The sequence below is a fragment of the Porphyrobacter sp. YT40 genome, assembly GCF_006542605.1.
Taxonomy (GTDB): domain Bacteria; phylum Pseudomonadota; class Alphaproteobacteria; order Sphingomonadales; family Sphingomonadaceae; genus Erythrobacter.
In genome coordinates this window covers 1,772,737-1,795,823 of the sequence record NZ_CP041222.1, presented here as the reverse complement: position 1 = coordinate 1,795,823, position 23,087 = coordinate 1,772,737, and the positions used below count along the sequence as shown (strand labels likewise).

Genomic DNA, 23,087 nt, shown 5'->3' with positions numbered 1-23,087 from the left:
GTTTAGCGGCGGTAGTAGTCCTCGGTGTTGAGGAAGGCGCGCTGCCCTTCTGGCGTGGCGTTGCGCAAGGTGTCCTGCTCGGGTGTGACGGGGCCGCGCCATGCGGTGAGGCGCAGCGGGGTCGCAGTGTAGGCGGGGCGCGGGTCGAGGACGTGGGGGCAATTGGCGATCACCACGATCACCTCCATCTCGGCGCGCAGGATGATTTCGCGGCCCGTGGCGAACGGCCCGACGACGGGCGTTATGCTGCCATCAACCTCGATCCGGGTGCCCTTGAACAGGTTCACCGCCGGGTGAACATCGCGCCGCGTCAGCCCGTGCTTGGCCGCGCCGAGGATCAGCCGGTCGCGCCCGCTGGGAAAGGCGCCTGAATTGCGGCCCTCGCCATATTTCCGCAGGTTACCGGCGGCATTTGATACGCCGCAAAAGGTGTCGTGCGTCCCCGCGCCGTCCGCCACGATGCTCATCAGCACCCGGCCCATGTCGGAGAGGAGCAGCTTGCCTTCGCCCAGATAGGCGTTCCACTGCACCTTGACCGTATCGGCGACGTTGAGCCGCTCGGTCGGCATTTCGGCGTTGAAGATGTTCAGCGAAGCGCAGGCATCGCCCGCCTTGTCGATCAGCCGCACCCGCGTGCCACGCGCGAGGCGGCGCGAGGTGTAGCCGCCGGGGGCGACGGTCTCCTCCCAGACGAGGTCGGACGCGGCGACACCTTCGGGCAGATCGTCGGCGACCGGGGGCAGCACCGGCATCGTCTCGACCCGTGTGCCGCCTTGTGCGCGGGCGTGTTCGCGGGCCGATTTGGGGTCCGCAGTGGCGCTCATTCGGCGGCCTCCTTTGCGGGCGGCGCGTCCTGTTCATGAAGCGGCGGGAGCAGCGCGGTGGTAGTCACCAGCTGCAACTGCTGCACGCCCCGGATCGCCCGCAGTGCGTCGCACAGGTGCTTCAGCCGCACCGCCGGGCCCTGCACCAGCAACACTTCGAGCGACTGGTCTTCTTCGAGGAAGACGTGCTGCGAGGAGATCACCTCCTTCAGATAATCCACCTGCGTTTCCGCCAGTTGCTGGCGAACCCTGCCACCGGCTCCAGCGTAGACGATGGTGATCGTGCCCGCGAGCGTCTCGTCCGGGCGGGTCAGCGCCTCGTGCTCGGCGAGCGCATGGCGGATCAGTTCGGCGATCAGCTGCGAGCGCGAGGGCAGTCCGCGTTCCTCCACCATCATGTCGAGCTGGCGAAACAGCTCGGCCGGAAGGCTCATGGAAAGGCGAGCAAGGCGGGAGGGTTCGGATGTGCTCATGCGCTGACCATTTCAATTATTACCAACTGTGTCAATCGTAATACCGGCACTCGCGAGGCCGGCAGCCACCTCCGCCGCTTCGGCCTCGTCACTCACCGCCTGTTTGCGGGTCAGTTCGAGGTCATAGACCACCCCTGCCCCGTAGCGCTGCGGCGCGTGCGGATCGTGGCGGCGCTTGTCGAGCGTGAGCACGCGGGTGCCGAGGCTGAAAGCCTCCTTGATGTCGTGCGTAACCATGATGATGGTCAGCCCATGTTCGCGCCACAGGCGGGTGATGAGCGCGTGCATATCGGCCCGGATACCGGGGTCGAGCGCGCCGAAGGGCTCGTCGAGCAGCAGAATGCGCGGCCGCTTGATCAGCGCCTGCGCGATGGCCAGGCGCTGCTGCATCCCGCCCGACATCTGCGCCGGGTAAAGGTGCGCGCTGTCGGCCAGCCCCACCTGCTCCAGCATCGCCTCGGCCTCGGCCCGTGCGGCGCGGCGTGCGCTGCCGAACAGGCGCGCGGTGAAGGGCGATGCGCCGAATTCCAGCCCCAGCAGCACGTTGCCGAGCACGGTCAGATGCGGGAACACCGAATAGCGCTGGAACACCACGCCGCGGTCGGGCCCGCATTCCTCCGGCAGCAGCGCTCCGTCGAGGCTGATGCGCCCGTGCGTCGGCTGTTCCTGCCCGAGGATCAGGCGCAAAAGGCTGCTCTTGCCCGCGCCCGATGGCCCGATGATCGAGACGAAGGAGCCCTTTGCAATGTCGAGCGAAATCCGCTCGAGCACGACTTTCTCGCCATATTCGACCCAGACATTGCGCAAGGTCAGCATGGCTCAGCGCGCTCCCGTGTGGGCCCAGCCGAACAGCCGTCGGCTGGCTTGTGTGAGCGCGAAGTCCATCACGACGGCCAGAATGGCGATCCACACCACGTAGGGCAGGATCACGTCCATCGCGAGGTAACGCCGCACAAGGAAGATGCGATAGCCAAGGCCCACATCGGCGGCGATCGCTTCGGCCGAGATCAAAAACACCCATGCGGGGCCGAGCGAAAGGCGCAGCGCCTCGATAAGGCGCGGCATCGCCTGGGGCAGCGCCACGCGCAGCATGACGCCCCACGAATTCGCGCCCAGCGTCAGCGCCTTGATCACCTGCTCGCGGGGCAAGGCGCCGATGTGGCCCGCGACATCGCGGATCATGAAGGGCGCGACCCCGACCACGATCAGCGCCACCTTGGCGGTCTCGCCAAGTCCAAAGACAATGAACAGGATCGGCAGCAGCGCGATCGGCGGGACCACCGCGATGGCCGTGACCACCGGCCCGAGCGTGCTTCTGACCGGCGGTAGCGCGCCGAGCACCAGTCCCACCAACAGGGCGGAGAGCGTCGCTATCCCCAGCCCAAGGCCCAACCGCCACAGGCTCGCCAGCGTATCAGCCCAGAACAAATATTGGCCCGAAAGCGGATCGGGTTCGAACATCAGCCCTGCCATCGCCGCCGCCATTGCGCCGGGGAGTGGCAGGATCTTGTCGGCGGGATTGTCTGCGTGGCGTACGGCGGCCGCGATGATGTAGGTCAGCACCAGCACCAGCAGCGGCAGCACGCCGAGCATGAGCCCGCGGCTGCGCTGCGGCTGGGCGGTCACCCAGCGCATCGGCTTACAGCTTCCCGTCCGCAGCCATCTGCATATAGGTCGGATCGAAGCGCAGCGTGATCGCATTGGCATCGCCCAACGTCTTGCCGCCCGGGAACGCCATCCCCACCGCGTCCGCCGAGCGCGCGCCCTGACCGAACAGGCCCTGCGCAAAGGAGAAATCGCGCACGCGGGTCATGGTGGTCAGCAGATCGCCAGACTGCATCGCCGCGACCGCTGCCTTGGGATCGGTGTAGAGGAAGGTGGTGGCAAGCTGGCCCTCGAAGGCCGCCGCATCCGTGCCCGCCAGTTTCGCCATCGCCGCGCGCGCCGCTGCGCCCTCGGCATCCTGCCGCGCCATCAGCGCCATCGTCTCGTACCAGATCCCGGCGAGCGCCTTGCCCAAGTTGGGTTTGGCCTTCAGCGTGGCGGTGTCGACCACCAGCAGATCGAGAATCTCGCCCGGAATATCGGCGGAGGTGAACACTGCCTTGGTGCCCGCGACGCCCTTCATCGTGGTGACCTGCGGGTTCCACGCGACCGCTGCGGTGACATCGGGCGACGAGAAGGCGGCGGCGATATCGGCGTCGGAGGTGTTGACCGTCTTCACGTCAGTCAGCTTCATGCCGTTAGTCTCGAGCGCGCGGGCGAGCAGGTAGTGGGAGACCGACAGTTCCGCGAGATAGACCTGCCGCCCCTTGATCCCCGCCACGCTATCCGCGCCCTTCAGCAGCACCGCGTCATTGCCGTTGGAGTAGTCGCCGAGGATGATCGCGGAGGTATCCTTACCCCCCGCCGCCGGGATCGTCAGCGCGTCCATGTTGGCGACCGTCACCCCGTCGAGCTTGCCTGCGGTGTACTGGTTGACGCTCTCGATATAGTCGTTGACCTGCACGATCTTGATATCGATGCCATATTTGTCGCCCCACTTCTTCACGATCCCGGCCTGTTCGGCATAGGGCCAGGGCATCCATCCGGCATAGATTGACCAGCCGATCGCGAATTCGGTCCTGGGAGCGGCGGGTTCGTCTTCGCCTCCCGAGCAGGCCGCCACCGCCAGCGCGCAGGCGAGAAGCAGGAAACGGGCCGCGCGGCGAAGCTGGTCGAGCATGATTCGGTATCCTTTCGCAGGCGCAGCATCCCCGCAAACCGGACATTTGTCCATGGGGAATTATTACGATTGATTGCAAACGTAATATGGCGATGATGAAGGTCAGGATGGCAGGGATTGCGCCCTTTCCGCGCACCGATCTCCCCTGCCCCGGATGGAGGCACGACCCATGATCCGCACACCCGTTCCGCGCCCGATCATCACCGTCATCGCTGCGGCAGCGCTTGCCACCAGCGGCTGCGCACCCGAGGCCAGCGAGCCTCCGCAGGACACCACCGGCCAAGCGCCCGACCTCACCGAAAAGGCGATGAAGGTGCCCGGCTTTGCCGATTTCCTCGCGGTCGATGGCGATACCGTGTGGGTCACGAATGACGGGCGGGTCGAACAATGGTCCCCAACAGGCAAGCTCGCCGCCACCCCCGTCCCGCGCCCCTGCGGCACGATGGCGATTGCCGAAGGATCGCTGTGGGTCGCCAATTGCAAGGGCGGCGAGGTCTGGCGCATCAATCTCGAGACCGCGGCGGTCGAAGCCAAGATCGCCACCGGCCTCGCCAACCCCAAGGGAGAGACCAACGTGGTCGCCGGGGCGGGTGCGGTGTGGGTGCCGAGTGATGCGGCAGGCAAGGTCGCACGGATCGACCCGGCGACCAACACCGTGACTGCCACGGTCAGCGTCGCGCCCGAGACCTGGTATCTCGCCTATGGCTTCGACGCGCTGTGGGCGGTGTCGAGCGAGGGCAAGCTGCTCCAGAAGATCGACCCGGCCACCAATACCGTCACTGGCACCACGGCGCTCGGCGACACGCCGGGCTTCCTCGCCGCGGGCGAAGGCGCCGTATGGGTGCAGGAACAGGGCGACGGCACCGTGGCCAAGGTCGATCCAGTCACGCTCACCGTCAGCGGGCGCACCAAGGTCGGCGACAATCTCAAATGGGGCGATATCGACGCCGCGGGCGGCGCGGTGTGGCTGCGCACCACCGACGATCAGACGATGGTGGTGATCGACCCGGCCAGCCTCAAGCTGCGCGCGCGAATGGGCCCAGCCGTGGGCAGCGGCGCGCTGCGCTGGACGCCCAAGGGCGTGTGGACCTCGGCCCATGACAACGAGACGCTATCGTGGTGGAGTCCCGCTGCGCCGTGAAAGCAGAGTTCCTTCCTTGGGTCGGGAAGGCGCGACGTGGCAATTGCCTGCCCGGTGGCAGCTTGATATTCCCGTATCACGGGTGGCAACCGCAGCCATGAGGGCCGGGGCAGCCGCTTGGCGGCGGAGACACAGGCAATGACCGATTGGAAACCGCCGAGATATCCTTCGGTCAGCCCATACCTGATCTGCCAGCACCCTGACGATGTCATTGCATTTGTCGTCGCAGTTTTTGGCGCTGAAGTGGTCCGGCGGTTTGATCGTCCGGACGGTTCCCTGATGCACGCGGAGATCCGCATTGACGACAGCATCGTGATGATCGGCGGAGGCGCAACCGAATACCAATCGGCTGAAGCTCACCTCCACGTCTATGTCCGCGATGCTTTGGCGACCTACGATCTTGCCATCGCCAACGGCGCGGAACCGGTTCGCCCGCCCGAGCGAAAAGACGTCGACGACGATTTGCGTGGCGGTTTTCGCGATCGCGCCGGCAATATCTGGTGGGTCGCAACGCAATAAGCGCCTGCTTTTGGCAATGCCAAGGGGTGAACTACGAAGGCGAGCCGTCTAAACCGAAGCAAAGAGCCGCGTTTCGTCGGCAATTCGGCAAAAAAGAAGCGCGCGGGGCGGGTCGCATTACCCCGCGCGCTTCAACTCGTTCTGTGCGACGCCCGAAGCGCTCTTATGTTCTAGAACTTGTAACCCAGCTCCACCCCGAAGCGCTGGCGGCCGCCGGGCGAAATGAACGATCCGCCGAATTCGACCGCGGTGATCACCTCGTTGAGATATTTCTCGTTGAACAGGTTCTCGGCATAGGCGGTGATCGACCACTGATCGCCTTCGAACCCGACGCGCAGATCCATCACGGCGAAGCTGTCGCGCTGCGCCACCGAGTAATCGGCATCGCCCACGAAGGCCGGCAGCGCGAGCGCCGATCCGGGCAGCAGACCGCTGAACAGCGTCGGGTTTTCATCGTCCTGCAACGTGTGGAACCACGTCGGCCCGGTGATGCGGTAATCCGCACGGGTGACGAAGTTGATGCTGCTCGACACCGGCAGATCGAGCTGGGTGCCGAGGTTGATGGTATAGTCGGCGGTATAGGGCGACTTGTTGCCGACCGTGCCGGGACGCGAGGCGTTGGCCTTGATCTCGCTTTCGGTCACGTTGGCCGAGCCGAATACCGTCCAGCCTTCGAGCAGCTCGGCGGCAAGGTTCACTTCCGCGCCGTAAAGCTCGACCTCGTCGATGTTCGACACCACGCGCAGCAGGCCGAAGCCGCCGACGAAGAATTCGAAGAACTGCATGTCTTCGACATTGGTGTAATAGCCCGCAAGGTCGAAGGTCACCGCGCCATCCAGGAGGCTGCCCTTCACCCCTGCTTCGAAGGCGTTGGAGACTTCCTTGCGATACTGGTCGTCGATCAGCACATTGGTGCCGATGAACTGGTTGAGCCCGCTTTCGACAATCGCGGCCGAACCCTGGTTGTTGAACCCGCCCGATTTGAAGCCGACCCCCCAGTTGCCATAGAGGTTGACGTCCGAGGTCAACTCGTAGCGGAGCGAGACCTTGGGCTGGAACTGCTTGAAGGTCTCCGATTGCGGCGCGATCGGCTGAACAGCGCCGCCGCTCACCGTCTGGCCGGGGTTGATCGGCCCGCCGGTGAAGGGATCGAACACGGTGGGCACGAGGCTTTCGACCCGGCGATCCTCGATATCGTAACGGCCTGCGAGGCTGAGATTGAAGCGATCCGACAGATCGGCATCGACCGCAGCGAAGACCGCATAGACATCGGTGGTGAAGGCATCGTTGTAGAGCTGGGTCGTGGGGTTGTCGCTGCCCGGCGCATTGTAGAGCTGCCGGCTCACCCCGCGCCCGAGGTCCGCGCCGAGGCTGACACCCACTTCGCGGTCGATGTGCAGGTAATAGGCCCCGACCTGCCAGTTGAACGGCCCGTCACCGCTGGAGGCGAGACGGATTTCGCCGCTGATGTCTTCCTGATTGCGGATCTGCAACTGGGTGCCGTCGCAGGTGGTGGGGCTGTAGGCGCCGAAGGTCGATCCGTTGACGGGATCGAAGATGAAAGGAACCGGGCTGTTGCCGATGAAGGTCGGCGCATTGAGCGGATAGCCGGTGAGTGAAGCGGTCGAGGCGAAGCAGGCATTCGATGCCGCAACAGAGGCCGGGGTCGCGCCGGGGAAGGTGAAGCGGGCAAAATCCGCCGAGGTGCCATCCGCCGTCAGCGACTGGTCGACGTCGCTGTAGAGCACCCACGCGGTCAGCGTCACCGCGTCGAATTGATGCTCCAGCTTGGCCGAGGTTTCGAAGGTGGTCTGGTCGTTGGTCGGGCGGATGTTCGAATAGAAATCGAAGGGATGCGTATTCACATCCTCGAAGAAGGCCGGGTCCACGCCCGCGAAATTGGGCAGGTGGAAGCTGGCGTTGAAGTTGATCGAGGCACCGTTGAGATCGGCATAGCGCGCCTTCACGTCCAGTTCGGTGCGCGGGCCCAGCTCCATCACCAATCGCGCGTCGAGGCCGAACACCTCCTGATCGTCGATCGTCTTGGAATTGTTGAGGAAGCGGTTGCGGAAGAACCCGTCGGTGGTCGAATAATTGGCCGACAGCACCAGCCCCGCGGTCTCGCCGATCGGGGTCGCGATGTAGGCATTGGCGAGATAGGTGTTGTCCTGCGCGGCGCGCACCAGCACCCCGCCCTCCAGCGCATCGCCCGGCTTCAGCGTCTGCAGCACGATCGCGCCTGCCGCCGCGTTGCGGCCATAGAGCGCGCCTTGGGGGCCTTTGAGGATTTCGACCTGCCGCAGCATGCCCTGGTTCTGGTTGAGCTGTGCGGTGTTGGTCTTGAGGATGCCGTCCACCACCAGCGCGACCGAGCTTTCCGCATCGCGCGCGCCGTTGATGCCGCGGATGTTGATCTGGGTGTCGCCCGCTTCCGCGGTGCCGGTGACGATGGTGACGCCGGGCGTCAGCTGAATGAAGTCGTCGGCCCGCTGAACACCGGTCTTGGCGAGGGTTTCGGCGCCGAACACGGTGACCGCGGCGGGCACATCGGCGAGGCTTTCCGACTGGCGGCGGGCGGTGACGATGATGCCCTGACCCTCTTCTTCGGCCGCAGGATCCTCAGCCGTGGTCTGTTGCGCGGCGGCCGGCATTGAAAGGGCAAGCGCGCCGAGAGCCGCGCCAGAGGCAAGAACCAGACGGATATTCATAGGGCGGCTCTCCTGAAAGGGATCGAGAGGAAGACGGCAGAGTGATGGTCAGGCGCGGGCCTCGCTGTGGCGGGCACGGAAACCGGCAGGACGCAAGGGCGCAGCGCAGGCACGCGCTGAGTGGGCAGGCTGGATCGCAATCGGCTTGCAATGCGAAGTGAACTGCACGGCATACACCCCTGTCGCCATATGGCTTATTGCCATTGCGGCACGGGTTATTGTATACAAATTGCTCCCGTCAAGTGCTTTCCCCCAAATGGCGCATATCGACCCTCCAGGTGTGTTTTTGCCGCCGCACAGGCTTGCCGGGGACAGCCGATGACCGCACAAGGAACGGCATGACCCTACCCCCTCTCCCCACCCGCAACCTGTCCGGACCGGCATGAGTCGCGCCTCGGACCAGGCCTATGCAAGGATCCGCGCCCATCTGCTGAGCGGCGCGATGGTGGCGGGTAAGCAGCTCACCGAAGACCAGCTGGCGCAGATCAGCGGGGTCAGCCGCACCCCGGTGCGCGAGGCGGTGCGGCGGCTCGAGGACGAGCTGCTGCTGGTGCGCAGCGACACCAAGCGGCTGTTCGTGGCCGACTGGAGCCGTGACGATATCGAGGAGATGTTCGTGCTGCGCCAGATGCTCGAAGGCCATGCCGCCGAACGCGCCGCGAGCCGCCTTTCCCGAGAGCAGATCGCCGCGCTGGAGGCGGTCAATCGCGATCTGACGGCGGCGGTCCAACAGGCAAGTCCGGATGTCGCACGGTTTCTGGAGTCCAATCGCGCATTCCACGAGGTGATCATCGACGCGGCTCATTCGCCGCGCCTCGCACAGCTGCTGGCGCGGCTGGTCGAGGCGCCGGTGGTCTTGCGCACCGCACGCACCTACACCCGCGAGGACCTGCTGCAATCGGCGCGCGATCATGATGAACTGATCGCTGCCTTCGCCGCCCGCGACCCGGACTGGGCGCGCGCGGTGATGGGCTCGCACTTGCGCCGCGCCTTCCACACTTTCGCGAGGGCCGTGGGGCCGGCAGCCCAGAGCGACGGTGTGGGCGAGCCTTAACAACGCCCTGACTGCCGAGACAGTTCCCGGCGCGCCGGTCTGTCGATGCGCGATTGCAATTGTATACAAATCCCGTATTTGATCCCCCGAGCCCTCCGCAGCAGCAACAGGCGATTCACTCATGTCAGCCGCCAGGATCGAACTCGTCGAGGTAGGCCCGCGCGACGGCCTCCAGAACGAGCCCGACATCATCGCGACCGAGGACAAGCTCGCGCTGATCGACCGCATGATCGGCTACGGCGCGCGGCGGCTGGAGGTGGCGAGCTTCGTCCATCCGCAGCGCGTGCCGCAGATGGCGGACGCCGAGGCGGTGATCGCGGGGCTGCCTGACCGCGATGACTGCACTTACGTCGGCCTCGTGCTCAACAAGCGCGGCGTGCTGCGCGCGCTCGCCACCCGCGAGGGCGGTGCGCGGGGCGTCGATCAGGTCGGCTGCGTGGTGGTCGCCAGCGACACTTTCGGCCAGAGGAACCAGGGCCAGTCGATCGAACAGGGCATTGCCGAAACCCGCGAGATGCTGCGCTTCGCCCGTGCCGAAGGGATACGTGCGCAGGTCACCATCAGCGCGGCCTTCGGCTGCCCGTTCGAAGGCGAGGTGAAGCACGCGACCGTCCTCGCCATCGCCGAGGCCATCGCCGAAGAGGCGCCGGAGGAAATCGCTCTCGCCGATACCATCGGCGTCGGCACACCTTGGGAAGCGGGCGAGTTGTTCGGCAAGCTGGGCGCGCTGCTCGCCGGGAAAATCCCGATGCGCGCGCATTTCCATAACACCCGCGGCACCGGCATTGCCAATGCGTGGGAGGCCTACAAAGCGGGCGTCCGCATCTTCGACGCATCGCTCGGCGGCCTCGGCGGCTGCCCCTTCGCCCCGCGCGCGACGGGCAATATCGCCACTGAAGACCTCATTTACATGATGCAGCGCTCGGGCGTGGCGATGGGCATCGATCTCGACGCGGCGATTGCCGCCCACAAGTGGTTTGCGGGTGTGCTGGGGCGCGAATTGCCCTCTGCGGTCGCCCGCGCGGCATGATCAAAAGGAAACGGCATGACATACAGGCTGGGTGTGGACGTGGGCGGGACTTTCACCGACCTCTTGCTGTTCGACGAGGCGAGCGGCGCCTTCTGGCGGCACAAGACCCCTTCGACCCCGCATGACAGCTCGGAAGGCATCCTGACGGGGGTGAAGGCGATCACCGAGAAGGCCGGAATTACCGCTGCCGACATTACCTACTTCCTCCATGGCACCACGGTGGCGACGAATGCCGTGCTGGAAGGCAAGGGCGCGAAGGTCGGCCTCGTCACCACGCAGGGCTACCGCGACATCATGCAGATAGCGCGCTCCTATGTCCCGGGCGGTTTGGCTGCATGGATCGTGTGGCCCAAGCCTCAGCCCTTGGCCCGCCTCGAACACACGGTCGAAGTGCCGGGGCGGATGGACGCGCGAGGAAACGAGGTCGCCCCGCTCGATGAGGACGCGGTGCGCGCGGCCTTGCGCAAGCTGAAGGCCGACGGGATCGAGGCGCTGACCGTCAGCCTGATGAACGCCTATTTGAACGGCGCGCACGAGGCCCGCATCGGCGAAATCGCCGCCGAGGAACTGCCCGGCATCCCGGTCTCGCTCTCCCACGAAGTCCTGCCCGAGATGCAGGAATATGAGCGCACGCTTTCAACCGTCGCCAATGCGGCCGTGCGCCCGGTGGTGTCAAAATATGTATCCAACCTTCGCACCAAGCTGGAGGCCGAGGGGCTGAAGGGCCGCCTCTCGCTGTTGCGTTCCGACGGCGGGCTGATGAGCAGCCAGAAGGCCGAGGAGCATCCCGTCAACATCCTCATGTCCGGCCCGGCAGGCGGGGTCACGGGCGCGCTGTGGGTCGCCAAGAATGCGGGCTTCGAGAACATCCTGACGCTGGATGTCGGCGGCACCTCGACCGACGTGGCGCTGATTCAGGGCCTCGAACCGCGCCGCCAGCGCACCACCGAAGTCGGGCACCTCTCGGTCCGCGCCTCGGCGCTCGATGTAAAAACCGTGGGTGCGGGCGGCGGCTCGATCGCCCACGTGCCGCAGTTGACCGGCGCGCTGCGGGTCGGGCCGGAGAGCGCGGGCGCTGTTCCCGGCCCCGTCGCCTACAACAAGGGCGGCACGCTCCCGACCGTGACCGATGCCAATGTGGTGCTCGGCTACCTGCCCGAAGACCTCCTCGGCGGCAGCTTCAAGCTCGACCGCGAAGGCGCGAAGGCGGCGGTGCAGACCATCGCCGATGCGCTGGGCGTAACACTGATGGAGGCCGCGCGCGGGATCATCGATATCGTCAACGAGAACATGTTCGGCGCGCTGCGCATGATCTCGGTTCAGCAGGGCTACGACCCGCGCGAATTCGCACTGATGGGCTTCGGCGGCGCGGGGCCGCTCCATGTCAACGCGGTCGCGCGGCTGATGGGCAGCTGGCCCGCGATCTCGCCGGTCTCCCCCGGCGTGCTCTGCGCTTTGGGCGATGCGACGACGCGGATGCGCACCGAAACCGCGCGCTCTTTCTCGCGCCTCGCCAAGGACACCACCATCGCCGATCTCGTGGCCGTGCTCGACGACATGGCCGAACAGACCCGCGGCGAACTGGTCGCCGACGGCATTCCGGAAGACCAGATCACCTCGGAATTCGAGATCGACGTGCGCTATGCCGGCCAGGCCTTCGAGGTGCCGCTGACGATCACGCAGGACATTCTCGAACAGGACGGGATCGAAGGCATCCTCGCCCGCTTTGACGAGGAGCACCTGCGGCTGTTCACCTTCAACATGGACACCCCGCACGAGATCGTGAACCTGCGCGCCGTGGCGCTGGGGCAGGCCCCTGCCCTGCCAGCCGCCGAGCTGCCGAAGGGCGATGGCGATCCGTCCGCGGCGAAAATCCGCGACCATGTGATGTGGATCGGCGGCGAGGAGCGGCCTGCGGTGATCTACGACCGCGCGCGGCTGCGTCAGGGCGACGTGATCGAAGGCCCGGCGATCATCACCGAGATGGATTCGACCACGCTGGTCGAACACGATTGCCGCGCGACTGTCGACGCGGTCGGCAATATCCTGATCACTCTCAAGGCGGAGGGCTAAGACGATGCCTGCCAAGATCATCGAACCCAACACCACCCCGTTCCAGAAAATCGCCATCGATCCGGTGACGCTCGACATCATCGAGAACGCGCTGAGGAACGCGCGCATCGAAATGGACGCGACCCTTGTGCGCACCGCCATGAGCCCCGGCATCCGCGAACAGGGCGATGCCTTCCCGCTGATCTCCGATCCGGCGGGCAAGATGATCGTCGGCCAGTTCGGCAGCTTCATCGACGGCTTTCTGAAGCAGTATGACGGCACCATCGAGGACGGGGACATGATCTTCCTCTCCGATCCTTATTCCTGCGGCGGGGCAGTGAGCCACTCGAACGACTGGCTGGTGTTGCTGCCGGTGTTCAAGGACGGCCGCCTGCTCGCCTACACCGCGATGTTCGGCCACCAGAGCGACATCGGCGGAAGCGTCCCCGGCTCGATGCCGATCGGCGCCTCGTCGATCTTCGAGGAAGGCGTGCGCATTCCGCCGGTGAAGATCTGGAAGCGCGGGGAATATAACGAAGACCTGATGAAGCTGGTGATGCACCAGACCCGCAAGCCCGACTGGTGCCAGGCGGACTTGAACGCGCTGATCGCCAGCTGCCGCGTCGCCGCGCGCCGCGTGATCGAGATGGCCGACCGCTTCGGTGACGATGTCTACGTCTCCGCCACACAGGAGCTGCTCGCGCGCAATCACCGTGCGATGAAGGCGCTGCTGGCGATGGCGGTCGCCGAGGAGCCGGTCAGCTTCGAGGATTACATCTGCGACGACGGCAAGGGCTACGGCCCCTACAAGATCCGCTGCACCATGTGGCGCGAGGGCGACCGCGTGATCCTCGACTTCGACGGCACCGATCCGCAGTCCGCGGCCTCGATCAACTTCTTCCTCAACGAGAACATGTTCAAGATGTTCTTCGGCATCTACATGATCATGGTCTTCGATCCGCAGATCCTGTTCAACGACGGGTTCTACGATCTGATCGAGGTGCGCATCCCCGAAGGCTCGCTGCTGAAGCCGCGCTTCCCCGCCGCGCTCTCGGGCCGCACCCATGCGCTGGGGCGGATCTTCGACATTCTCGGCGGGCTGCTCGGGCAGAAGACGCCGGAATTCCTCAACGCCGCCGGCTTCTCCTCCAGCCCCCACCTGTTCTATTCGGGCTGGGATGCGCGCGAGGACGGGACGCGCGACTGGTTCCAGCTGTTCCAGATCGGCTTCGGCGGCATTCCGGGTCGTCCGCTGGGTGACGGGCCGGACGGGCATTCGCTGTGGCCGGGCTTCACCAATGTCCCCAACGAATTCCTCGAACGCTACTTCCCCTTGCGTATCGAGCGCTATTCCACCGCGCCCGACAGCGGCGGGGCGGGGCTGCATCGTGGCGGCAACGGCATCCACATGACCTACCGCTTCCTCGCCGATGGCGAGATCGCGATCCATGACGACCGCTGGTTCGTGCCGCCCTGGGGCGTCAATGGCGGGCATCCGGGCGAGCGCGCTCGCAAGGTGCTCGAACGCGCCGACGGCACCACCACCATCGTCGGCAACAAGGTCGAAAGCGTCCCGGTCAAGGCGGGCGATCTGCTCCACTTCATCACCTGGGGCGGCGGCGGCTGGGGCGACCCGCTGGCGCGCGATCCCGAGCTGGTCGGCCTCGAAATCCGACAGGGCCTCGTCACCCCCGAAGGCGCGCGCGCCTATGGGGTAGTGGCGGATCGCGCTGGCGTGGTGGACAGCGCCGCAACGGAAGCGTTGCGCGCCGAAATGTCGGCCTCACGCGGGGAACTGCCGCTGTTCGATTATGGCCCCGGCATCGATGCCCTGCGGGCGAACTGCGAGGCGGAGACCGGCCTCCCCGCCCCCGTCCAGCCGGTCTGGACGACCTTGCGGGAGGCCGCGGAATGAGCGGCGCGCTTCAGGGACTCAAGGTGGTCGAGATGGGCCAGCTTCTCGCAGGCCCCTTCTGCGGGCAACTGCTCGGCGACATGGGCGCAGACGTCGTCAAGATCGAGCCGCCGGGCGCGGGCGATCCGATGCGCAATTGGGGCCAAGGCGAGGAAAAAGTGCAGTGGGAAGTGATCGCGCGCAACAAGCGCTCGGTCACCTGCAACCTGCGCGTCCCCGAAGGTCAGGCGCTGGCGAAGCGGCTGATTGCCGAGGCCGATGTGCTGATCGAGAACTTCAAGCCCGGCACGCTGGAGCGCTGGGGCCTCTCCCCTGCCGAACTCCACGCTATCAACCCCGGCCTCATCATCGCCCGCATGTCGGGCTACGGGCAGGACGGGCCTTACTCCGACCGTGCTGGGTTCGGCGGGATCGGCGAGGCGATGGGCGGCTGGCGCTACATCGTTGGCGAGCCGGACCGTCCGCCGAGCCGCATGGGCATCTCGATCGGCGACACCCTGTGCGCGACCTATGGCTGCATGGGCGTGCTCGCCGCGCTCCACCACCGCGAGAAGACGGGTGAAGGCCAGGTGGTCGATTCCGCGCTCTACGAAGCGGTGTTGCAGGTGATGGAGGGCCTTGTGCCCGAATATGACCGCAACGGGGTGATCCGCGAACGCTCGGGCTCGGTGCTCAAGGGCATCGCGCCGTCCAACGTCTATACCTGCAAGGACGGCAGCTACATGATCGGCGCCAATGGCGATGCGATCTTCGCGCGGCTGTGTCAGGCGATGGGCCGCCCCGAACTGGCGCAGGACGAGCGCTATTCCACCCACATCGCGCGCGGGCACCATCAGGACGAACTGGATGCTCTGGTGAACGCATGGACGGAGACGCTGACGGTCGACGAGGTTGATGCGCTGATGGCCGAATATTCGATTCCCGCAGGCCGGGTTTATCGTGCGCCGGAAATGCTCGCCGACCCGCACTTTCAGGCGCGTGAGGCGATCATCGAGGTCGAGACGCAGCAGCGCGGGCGCATCAAGATGCAGAACGCCTTCCCCAAGCTGTCCAAGACGCCAAGCACCATCCGCCGCCCTGCGCCTGCCGCTCCGGGGCAGGACAATGCCGAGGTCTTCGCCGAGCGTCTGGGCATGGGAGCTGACGAACTCGCGCGGCTGGCCGAGGCCGGAATCATCTGATGAGCGGCCCCTCGGCATCCGACAATTATGCAGGGGTTTACGAGGGGCGGCTCCAGCCGGGGAGTCGCCCTGCCCTGCTGATCGTCGATGTCGTGGCGGCCTATCTGACCGAGGGCTCGGCGCTGTTCATGGAGACGGCAGCGGCGGCGCGCGACAGCAACGTGCGGCTGGCAGCGGCAGCGCGAGCGGCGGGCGTGCCGGTGGTGTTTACCAATGTCAGCTACAAGGCGGATGGCTACGATGGCGGGGTGTTCTACCGCAAGGCGCCGGTGCTGAAGGCCTTCATCGAAGGCTCCCCCCTTGGAGCCTTTCCGCCCGAACTCACCCCCCTTCCGGGCGAGCGCGTGTTCACCAAGCAATACCCCAGCGCCTTCTTCGGCACCGGCCTCTCCGAAGCCCTCCACGCCGAAGGGATAGATACGCTGCTGATCGGCGGCTATTCCACAAGCGGCTGCGTGCGCGCATCGGCGCTCGACGCGATGCAATACGGCTTCATCCCGCTGGTGGTGCGCGAGGCCTGCGCCGATCGCCACCCCGCCCCGCACGAGGCAAACCTGTTCGACCTTCAGGCCAAATATGCCGAGGTCATCTCCGAGGCCGAGGCTCTCGCGGTGATCGCCGCAGCGGCTTGAGCGCCGCGCAAGACCTGTCATACAAGCCCCTGATTTTGCCAGCCCCGAGTCACGCGTGCTTAAGAGAGGCGCGCTAGACCAACGCACGGCGCAAGCATTCGAGTGCTTTGATGATGCAGGATAATCAGGGGCAGGGCCTTCCGGAGCTCGACATCCACAATCGGCGGATGTTGCTCCCCCTCGCCTATCATCTCGATGTTGTCGACTACCTCCGGCGCGAGGAGCGGCACGCGTGGGAATGGTCGGGCTCGGGCCTGATGACCGATCAGACCGAAGGCGTGCGCGATGCGATGCTGCGCGACACCTACCGGCTCGAACCGCAGGGCCACCCTGCGGTGTTCGAGGCCTGCCACACCGCGATGGCGCGGCTCGGCATCACCGCGCCGGTGACGCTCTATCAGGCCAATGACGGCTCGATGAACGCCTCGCTGGTCTATGTTCCGGGCGAGATCCATCTGGTGTTCTTCGGACCCATCCTCGAAAAGCTCGATGCGGCGGAACTGCTGGCGCTGATGGGGCACGAGCTGTCGCATTATCTGCTGTGGTCGCTGGGCGAGCGTGAGCATTACCGCGCCAGCCGGGTGTTCGATCACGCCCTGTCCTATCCCGACGCGCGCCCATCGCACCGCGAGACCGCGCGGTTGCTGAGCCTCAACACCGAACTTTTCGCCGATCGCGGCGCGGCGATTGCGGCAGGCGCGCCGGGGCCGGCGATCGCGGTGCTGGTCAAGGTGATGACCGGCCTCACCAATGTCGATCCCGAGGCCTATCTGCGGCAGGCGCAGGAGGTCGAGGCGGCGAGCGGCAAGTCGCGCGGGCTTTCCCACCCCGAAGCCTATCTGCGCGCCCGCGCGCTGCAACTATGGTGGGCGGATGATCCGCAGCTTGCCGATTGGCTCGAAAAGCAGCTGCAAGGCCCGCTGTCGATCGAGGCGCTCGATCTGATGGGCCAAAGCCGGCTCACCGCAATGACACGCGGCTTCCTCGCACGGTTCATGGCCGAAGCAGCGCATGGCAGCGACGAGATCGACACCCAGCTGCGCGCGATGTTTCCCGATTATGGTCGGGCGGAGGAAGTCCCGCTCGACCTCACGCAGATCGCGCCCGAGCGGATCGACGATGCCACGCGCGACTATTTCATCGCGCTGATGTTCGACCTCGCCATGGCCGATCCTGATGCGGTCGATGCCAGCATGCTGGCGGCGGCCAAGATCGCCGCGGAAATCGGGGCAAGCGCGCAGCTGACCGCAGCGCTGCGGCGCGATCTCAAATGGACGAAGGCGCGCGCCGACAAGCTCGTCGCCTTGGCGGCCAAGGCAGCATGACCGACCCGATGCACGATCCCGCCGCACCCGCCGCCGCGCCAACCCGTTCGCTGCGCACGGTGCTGAAGGAGGGCCGCCGCCTGCCGGCCGACGATCTGGTCCACGCGATGCTCGGGTTGATGCGCGAGGTTGCCGCGCTTCATGCCGCGGGCCGGGTGGCGCAGATCACGCTGGACTCGGTGATCGAGCGCGAGGACGGGCAACTCGCGCTCGCCGATCCCGCCGGGCTGGCCCCGCGCGGCAATCTTGCCGCGATCCACGCCGTGCAGCCGCAAGCTTCGAGCGCGCTCAAGCTGGTCGGCAATTACCGCGTCACGCAGGACGAGGCGCTGGGCACCAAGGTCGACGATCTCACCGTGCTCGATGGCGACGACACCGAGCCCACCCACCCGGCCTTCATCACCGGCCTCAGGAATTGGGAAAGCGCGCTCGGCCACCACGACGAGATTACCGACATCTTCCAGCTCGGCATGATCATGGCCGCGCTCGCCTGCGGTATCGACATTGAGGATCACGACGATCTCAAGCGCTTCTCGATGAACCGCGACAACCTGTTCGCCATCGCGCCGCGGCTGCATCCGGTGATCGCCTCGCTGATCCTCGAGGCGACCGAATTGAACCGCCACGAACGCGCCAAGGATGTCGCCGAACTGGCGCAGCGGCTTGATACCTGGCGCGATCAGCCCGCCGGGATCGATGTTGAGCGCGTGCTGGCCTCGGCGCAGGGCGTGCCCGGACGGCGCACCGCGGTGCTGAGCCACCTGCGCGACCGCCTGTTCGACCTGTCGCGCCGCAACCGGCTGATCCATTTCCGCCCGACCCAGAGCTCGATCAATTTCACCGATGCGAGCATCCCGATCGTGATGCGGATCGAAAGCGTGCGCGCCGATGCGCTGTGCACGTGGAAGGGCGCTTTCGCCAAGGACGTGCTGGGCGGCAAGGCGGTTCCCCTCAATCGCTGGCTGCGGTTCGAAGACCAACCGCAGATCCCCTCCCAGCTTGACCGGATCATTCAGGAAAACCGCCGCAACCGCAACGAATACGGCTTCTCCAGCCTGCGCCTGACGGTCGCTTTCCTGCACTGGCACAACCTCAAGGAAGCACCCGAGGAGCGCATCAGCTCGCCGCTGCTGTGGCTGCCGGTCGAGGTCGCCAAACGCAAGGGCGTGCGCGACCAATATGTGCTCACCTGCCCCGACAGCGTTGCCGAATTCAACCCGGCGCTGCGCCATATGCTGCGCCAGCTTTACGCCATCGAGCTGCCCGAGACGGTCGATCTGGCGCAGACGCCGATCGAGGCGGTGCACGAGGCGATCCGCCGCCAGATCCACGAGAGCGAGCCCGGCGTCCGGCTGGAGCTGCAGGAGCGCCCGGCGATCCGCCTGATCCTGCAACGCGCGGTGGCGCGGGTGAACAAGTTCAACCGCCGCTCCGGCACCCGCCAGACGATCAGCGCCAAAGCCGATTTCAGCTATTCGCGCGAGGACTACCGCCCGCTCGGCCTCGCCCTGTTCGAGAAATTCGTGAAGCCCGATCCCCTGCCGCAGCGCATCGCCACCGGCGGCGGCTACACCCCCAAACGCGAGCTGATGGTCGCCGAGACCGAGAGCCTCGCCTATGGCAAGGTCGGGGGCGAAGGGCACAAGTACGGCTGGGAGATCGACTGCACCTGCGTCACCCTCGCCAATTTCAACTACAAGAAGATGTCGCTGGTGCGCGATTACAATGCGCTGATCGACACGCCGGAAGTGCAGCCCGCCTTCGATCAGGTGTTCTCGATCGAGCCGCGCCCCTTTGTTGAGGATGCGCCGCCGCCGATCCCGCCGGCCGAGCAATGGGGCGTGGTGGCGAGCGATGCGACGCAGGATCAGGCGGTCGCTTTCGCGCGCACGGGCCGCAGCTACATCATCCAGGGCCCGCCGGGCACGGGCAAGTCGCAGACCATCACCAACCTGATCGCCGACTATGCCGGACAGGGCAAACGCGTGCTGTTCGTCTGCGAAAAGCGCGCGGCGCTCGATGTGGTCTATCACCGGCTCGGGCAGGCCGGGCTCGACGGGTTGGCGACCATCATTCACGATGCGCAGGACGACAAAAAGGGTTTCATCGCCGACCTTGGCGAACATTACGAGCGCTGGGGCCGCACGCCCGACGGGCTGGAGGATGCCCGCGCCGCGCGCGCGCAGACCGTCGCCGCGCTGAGCGAACATCTGCGCCAGCTTGCCGAGTTCGAAACTGCCGTGGGAAGAGCGGATAGCGCGAGCGGCGCGGCGCCCTTGCGCGATCTGGTGCGCCGCGCGGCCGCCCTGCCCGCTCCGCCACCGGGGATCGGCGCTGCAATCCGCGAGAGCCTGCCGCCGCTGGCACAGTGGGATGCCCACCGCGACACCGCCGCGCGCGCTTTCCGCGCCTTTGGCGAACTCGCGGGCGCGCCCAACCTCGCCGCGCACCCCTTCGCCCGGCTCAAGGGGGAGCTGCTGCTGGGCGATCGGCCCTATGCGCGGATCGAAGCCGCGCTGGCAGACATGGCGGGGCACCTCGAACGGCTCGACCCCCTGTTCGCCAATGAGGGCGCGCCGCTGTCCGGCGACACCCCGCTGGCCGCAGCGCATGATGCCGTCATGCTCGCGCGCCAGCTGGTCGAGACCGGGCTGGCGCGCTGGCCGGGCCTGTTCGATCCGGCCTCGCCCGAGAGCCAGACGCTGCGCAGCGACATGGCGGCGATCACCGCGCTCGAGGCTGCCGAGGCTGCCGCCGCGCAGGCCGCCGCGGGATGGCACGATCCGCTCGGGCCCGCCGACACCGCCGCCGCGCTGGAACTGGCGCGCGCCAAGGAGGGATCGCTGTTCGCCGTGTTCAGCGGCGCGTGGCGCACGCTCAAGGCCACGGTGCGCGCCCGCTACGACTTTGCCGCCCATGCCGTCGCGCCCAAGGTGACCGCAGTGCTGGAGCAACTCGCCGCGTTGCATCAGGCGCGCAGCACTCTCGACGCCGCTCGCGCCGCATTGGCGCAGCGGCTCGGCACGCCGGATCTGCCTGCGCTGCTCGCGCTCCACGCGGGCATCGCCGATCACGCCGCCGCGCCGCCCAGCGCGCGGATGCTCGATCTGGCGCGCACGGGCGAGGGACAGGCCGCATTGGCACGCCTTGCTCAACTGGCCCCGGTGATGGCGGCGCTGACCCGGACCAGCGCCGACCTGTTCGACCAGCCGGAAAGCCTCACGCTCGACGGGCTCGGCGAAGTCCTGCGAGACTTGCAGGAGAGCCTCGACGATCTGCCCGATCTGCTGCCGCACCTCACCCCGGTGCTCGCCGCCCCGCCCGCGGTTGCAGCGGCGCTCACCCGCCTGCCGCTGCCGCTGGCGGGGATCGAGGCGCTGATCGTCGACGAGGCCATCGCGGGCCGCGAGCGCGCCCATCCCGATATTCGCCGCTTCGATATCGAGCGGATGATCGCGCTCTCCCGCCGCGCCGCCGCCGCGCGCGAGATGCTGCGCGACCAGAACGCCGCCGCGATCCGCGCAACGCTGCACCGCCAATTCCGCGAGAATGTGCGGCTGTCCGAAACATCGGTCACCCAGCTCGACACCGCCGGGCGCGAGCTCAAGCGGGTCTATGCCAATGGACGGCGCGAGCTGGAGCATGAATTCGGCAAGACCATGCGATACAAGTCGATCCGCGAGATCGCCAGCGCCGATAGCGGGCGGGTGGTCGCGGACCTCAAGCCGGTGTGGCTGATGAGCCCGCTTTCGGTCTCCGACACGCTGCCGCTGCAACCCGACCTGTTCGACGTGGTGATCTTCGACGAGGCGAGCCAGGTGCCGACCGAGGACGCCGTCCCCGCGCTGTGCCGCGCGCGGCAGGTGGTGATCGTAGGCGATGAGATGCAGTTGCCGCCCACCAGCTTTTTCAGCGCCGCGCAGTCCGACGACGAAATGGAAGTGCTGGCCGAAGAGGAAGACGGGACGCGCATCGCCATCGTGCTCGATGCCGATAGCCTCTTGGCGCAGGCCGCGCGCAATCTGCCGGCGACGCTGCTCGCCTGGCATTATCGCAGCCGCTTCGAGGCGCTGATCAGCTTCTCCAACGCAGCGTTCTATGCCGGGGAGCTGGTGACCATCCCCGACCGTTCGCTGCGCCTGCAATCGGCGACGGGCGGCGCGGTGGAATCGGGCGACGATGCGGCCTGGGCAGCGGGGGCCGACCGCCTGCTCGCCGCCCCGATCACCACCCACCGCATGGCCGACGGGGTCTACGACCGCCGCGCCAACCTGCCCGAGGCGCGCTATATCGCGGGTGTCGTGCGCGAGCTGCTGCGCCGCGACACCGGGCTCAGCATCGGCATCGTCGCTTTCTCCGAAGCCCAGCAATCCGAAATCGAGGACGCGCTCGAACGGCTGGCGGCGGAGGACGCGGACTTCTCCACCCTGCTCACCCGCGAGGTCGAGCGCGAGGAGGACGGGCAGTTCACCGGGCTGTTCGTCAAGAACCTCGAGAATGTGCAGGGTGACGAGCGCGACATCATCCTGATGAGCGTGTGCTATGCCCCCGGTCCCGACGGGCGGATGGCGATGAATTTCGGCCCGATCAACCAGCGCGGGGGCGAAAAGCGGCTCAACGTCATCTTCAGCCGTGCCAAGCGGCACATGGCTATCGTCAGCACCATCGCGCCCGAGGCGATCACCAATGTCCACAATGACGGCGCACGCGCGCTGCGCAGCTTCCTCGCCTATGCCGAGGCGCAGTCATCGGGCGCGCAGGACAAGGCGCAGGCGGTGCTAGCCACGCTCAACCCCGATGCGGCGCGCACCTTCGACGGCCAGCTCCCGCCCGATCCGGTGCGCGGCGCCATCGCCGCCGCCTTGCGCGCGCGCGGGCACGAGGTGCACGAGCATGTGGGCGGGGCTAGCTTCCGCTGCGATCTGGCGGTGGTCGATCCCGAGGGCGGCGGCTACCGGCTGGCGGTGCTGCTCGACCGCGCGGGCACGAGCGATGCGGCCATTGAAGAGCGCTTCGTCTTCCGCCCGGTGATCCTGCGCGCCTTCGGCTGGCGGGTTCTCGACGTGCCGGTCAGCAGCTGGCTGCGCAACCGCGCCGGGGTGGTCGAACGGATCGAGCAGGAATTGTCCCGCTCGAGCTGGGATCTCGCCGATCCCGATCCGCTGGCGGGCACGGGCATCATCGCGACTGCCCTTGGGGGTGCTGTGGTGCAGCCCTTTGCCGACCAGTCTTCAGCAGACGACGCGCCGGTCTTCGATGTCATTGAGGTGCCAGCCGCAGCCCCGGCGGGAATGACCGAATTCCGCCTGGTCGCGGGCACCTCCAACAAGTTCTGGCGGGTGGGCGTGTTCGGCACCGATCTGATCGTCGAATTCGGCCGCGTCGGCACCAAGGGTCAGCGCATGGTCAAGAGCTACGACGACCCCGACAGGGCTCGGCGCGAGGCGACCAAGCTGACGCTCGAAAAGACCCGCAAGGGCTATGAGGAGTTCGGCTGAAGCCACGTGT

The 23,087-nt window shown here is 66.6% G+C and carries 16 protein-coding genes; 10 read left to right on the top strand and 6 right to left on the bottom strand.

The window, feature by feature from the left end; all coding sequences use genetic code 11:
• Positions 1-2 precede the first annotated feature (2 nt).
• From E2E27_RS08285 to E2E27_RS08265, 5 genes are read right to left on the bottom strand one after another with little or no spacing between them, the layout of a single operon-like run.
• Positions 3-824 carry an urea amidolyase associated protein UAAP1 gene (locus tag E2E27_RS08285; RefSeq protein ID WP_141458499.1) on the bottom strand — a complete coding sequence of 274 codons (822 nt, stop codon included), beginning with the start codon at positions 822-824 and terminating at the stop codon, positions 3-5.
• On the bottom strand, positions 821-1,297 hold the full coding sequence (locus E2E27_RS08280; RefSeq protein WP_141458498.1) for a CopG family ribbon-helix-helix protein: 477 nt from the start codon (positions 1,295-1,297) through the stop codon (positions 821-823). Before E2E27_RS08280 ends, E2E27_RS08285 begins: the two co-directional genes overlap by 4 nt.
• 12 nt (positions 1,298-1,309) lie before the next feature.
• Positions 1,310-2,113 carry an ABC transporter ATP-binding protein gene (locus E2E27_RS08275; protein ID WP_141458497.1) on the bottom strand — a complete coding sequence of 268 codons (804 nt, stop codon included), beginning with the start codon at positions 2,111-2,113 and terminating at the stop codon, positions 1,310-1,312.
• A gap of 3 nt (positions 2,114-2,116) precedes the next feature.
• On the bottom strand, positions 2,117-2,932 hold the full coding sequence (locus tag E2E27_RS08270) for an ABC transporter permease (protein WP_141458496.1): 816 nt from the start codon (positions 2,930-2,932) through the stop codon (positions 2,117-2,119).
• Between the two features lie 4 nt (positions 2,933-2,936).
• The gene (locus E2E27_RS08265) at positions 2,937-4,022 is read right to left on the bottom strand and encodes a putative urea ABC transporter substrate-binding protein (RefSeq protein WP_141458495.1); all 1,086 of its coding nucleotides are present in this window, start codon (positions 4,020-4,022) and stop codon (positions 2,937-2,939) included.
• Positions 4,023-4,191: 169 nt separating this feature from the next.
• Between E2E27_RS08265 and E2E27_RS08260 the strand changes: the two genes are divergently transcribed.
• Both E2E27_RS08260 and E2E27_RS08255 read left to right on the top strand, forming a co-directional pair.
• Positions 4,192-5,163: a Vgb family protein gene (locus E2E27_RS08260; protein WP_141458494.1), complete on the top strand. Its 972-nt coding sequence runs from the start codon at positions 4,192-4,194 to the stop codon at positions 5,161-5,163.
• Between the two features lie 138 nt (positions 5,164-5,301).
• Positions 5,302-5,682 (top strand): VOC family protein, encoded by a 381-nt coding sequence (locus E2E27_RS08255; RefSeq protein ID WP_141458493.1) that lies wholly within the window; start codon positions 5,302-5,304, stop codon positions 5,680-5,682.
• 170 nt (positions 5,683-5,852) lie between these two features.
• On the opposite strand, the gene E2E27_RS08250 is transcribed toward E2E27_RS08255, so the two are convergent.
• A complete protein-coding gene (locus E2E27_RS08250; RefSeq protein ID WP_234036247.1) occupies positions 5,853-8,333 on the bottom strand; it encodes a TonB-dependent receptor in 2,481 nt (826 codons plus the stop codon).
• Positions 8,334-8,772: 439 nt separating this feature from the next.
• On the opposite strand from E2E27_RS08250, the gene E2E27_RS08245 reads away from it, so the two are divergent.
• The 8 genes from E2E27_RS08245 (at position 8,773) to E2E27_RS08210 (ending at position 23,077) form a co-directional block, all read left to right on the top strand.
• On the top strand, positions 8,773-9,444 hold the full coding sequence (locus tag E2E27_RS08245; protein WP_141458491.1) for a GntR family transcriptional regulator: 672 nt from the start codon (positions 8,773-8,775) through the stop codon (positions 9,442-9,444).
• A gap of 121 nt (positions 9,445-9,565) precedes the next feature.
• A complete protein-coding gene (locus E2E27_RS08240; protein WP_141458490.1) occupies positions 9,566-10,474 on the top strand; it encodes a hydroxymethylglutaryl-CoA lyase in 909 nt (302 codons plus the stop codon).
• Positions 10,475-10,489: 15 nt separating this feature from the next.
• Positions 10,490-12,547: a hydantoinase/oxoprolinase family protein gene (locus E2E27_RS08235; protein ID WP_141458489.1), complete on the top strand. Its 2,058-nt coding sequence runs from the start codon at positions 10,490-10,492 to the stop codon at positions 12,545-12,547.
• Positions 12,548-12,551: 4 nt separating this feature from the next.
• Entirely contained in the window at positions 12,552-14,441 is a 1,890-nt protein-coding gene (locus E2E27_RS08230) for a hydantoinase B/oxoprolinase family protein (protein WP_141458488.1), read from the top strand.
• A complete protein-coding gene (locus tag E2E27_RS08225) occupies positions 14,438-15,622 on the top strand; it encodes a CaiB/BaiF CoA transferase family protein (RefSeq protein ID WP_141458487.1) in 1,185 nt (394 codons plus the stop codon). The genes E2E27_RS08230 and E2E27_RS08225 overlap by 4 nt, the downstream gene beginning before the upstream one ends.
• A complete protein-coding gene (locus tag E2E27_RS08220; protein ID WP_141458486.1) occupies positions 15,622-16,254 on the top strand; it encodes an isochorismatase family protein in 633 nt (210 codons plus the stop codon). The genes E2E27_RS08225 and E2E27_RS08220 overlap by 1 nt, the downstream gene beginning before the upstream one ends.
• Positions 16,255-16,364: 110 nt before the next feature.
• Positions 16,365-17,579 (top strand): M48 family metalloprotease, encoded by a 1,215-nt coding sequence (locus E2E27_RS08215; RefSeq protein WP_199799102.1) that lies wholly within the window; start codon positions 16,365-16,367, stop codon positions 17,577-17,579.
• Entirely contained in the window at positions 17,576-23,077 is a 5,502-nt protein-coding gene (locus tag E2E27_RS08210; protein ID WP_234036246.1) for an AAA domain-containing protein, read from the top strand. Before E2E27_RS08215 ends, E2E27_RS08210 begins: the two co-directional genes overlap by 4 nt.
• Positions 23,078-23,087: the final 10 nt, after the last annotated feature.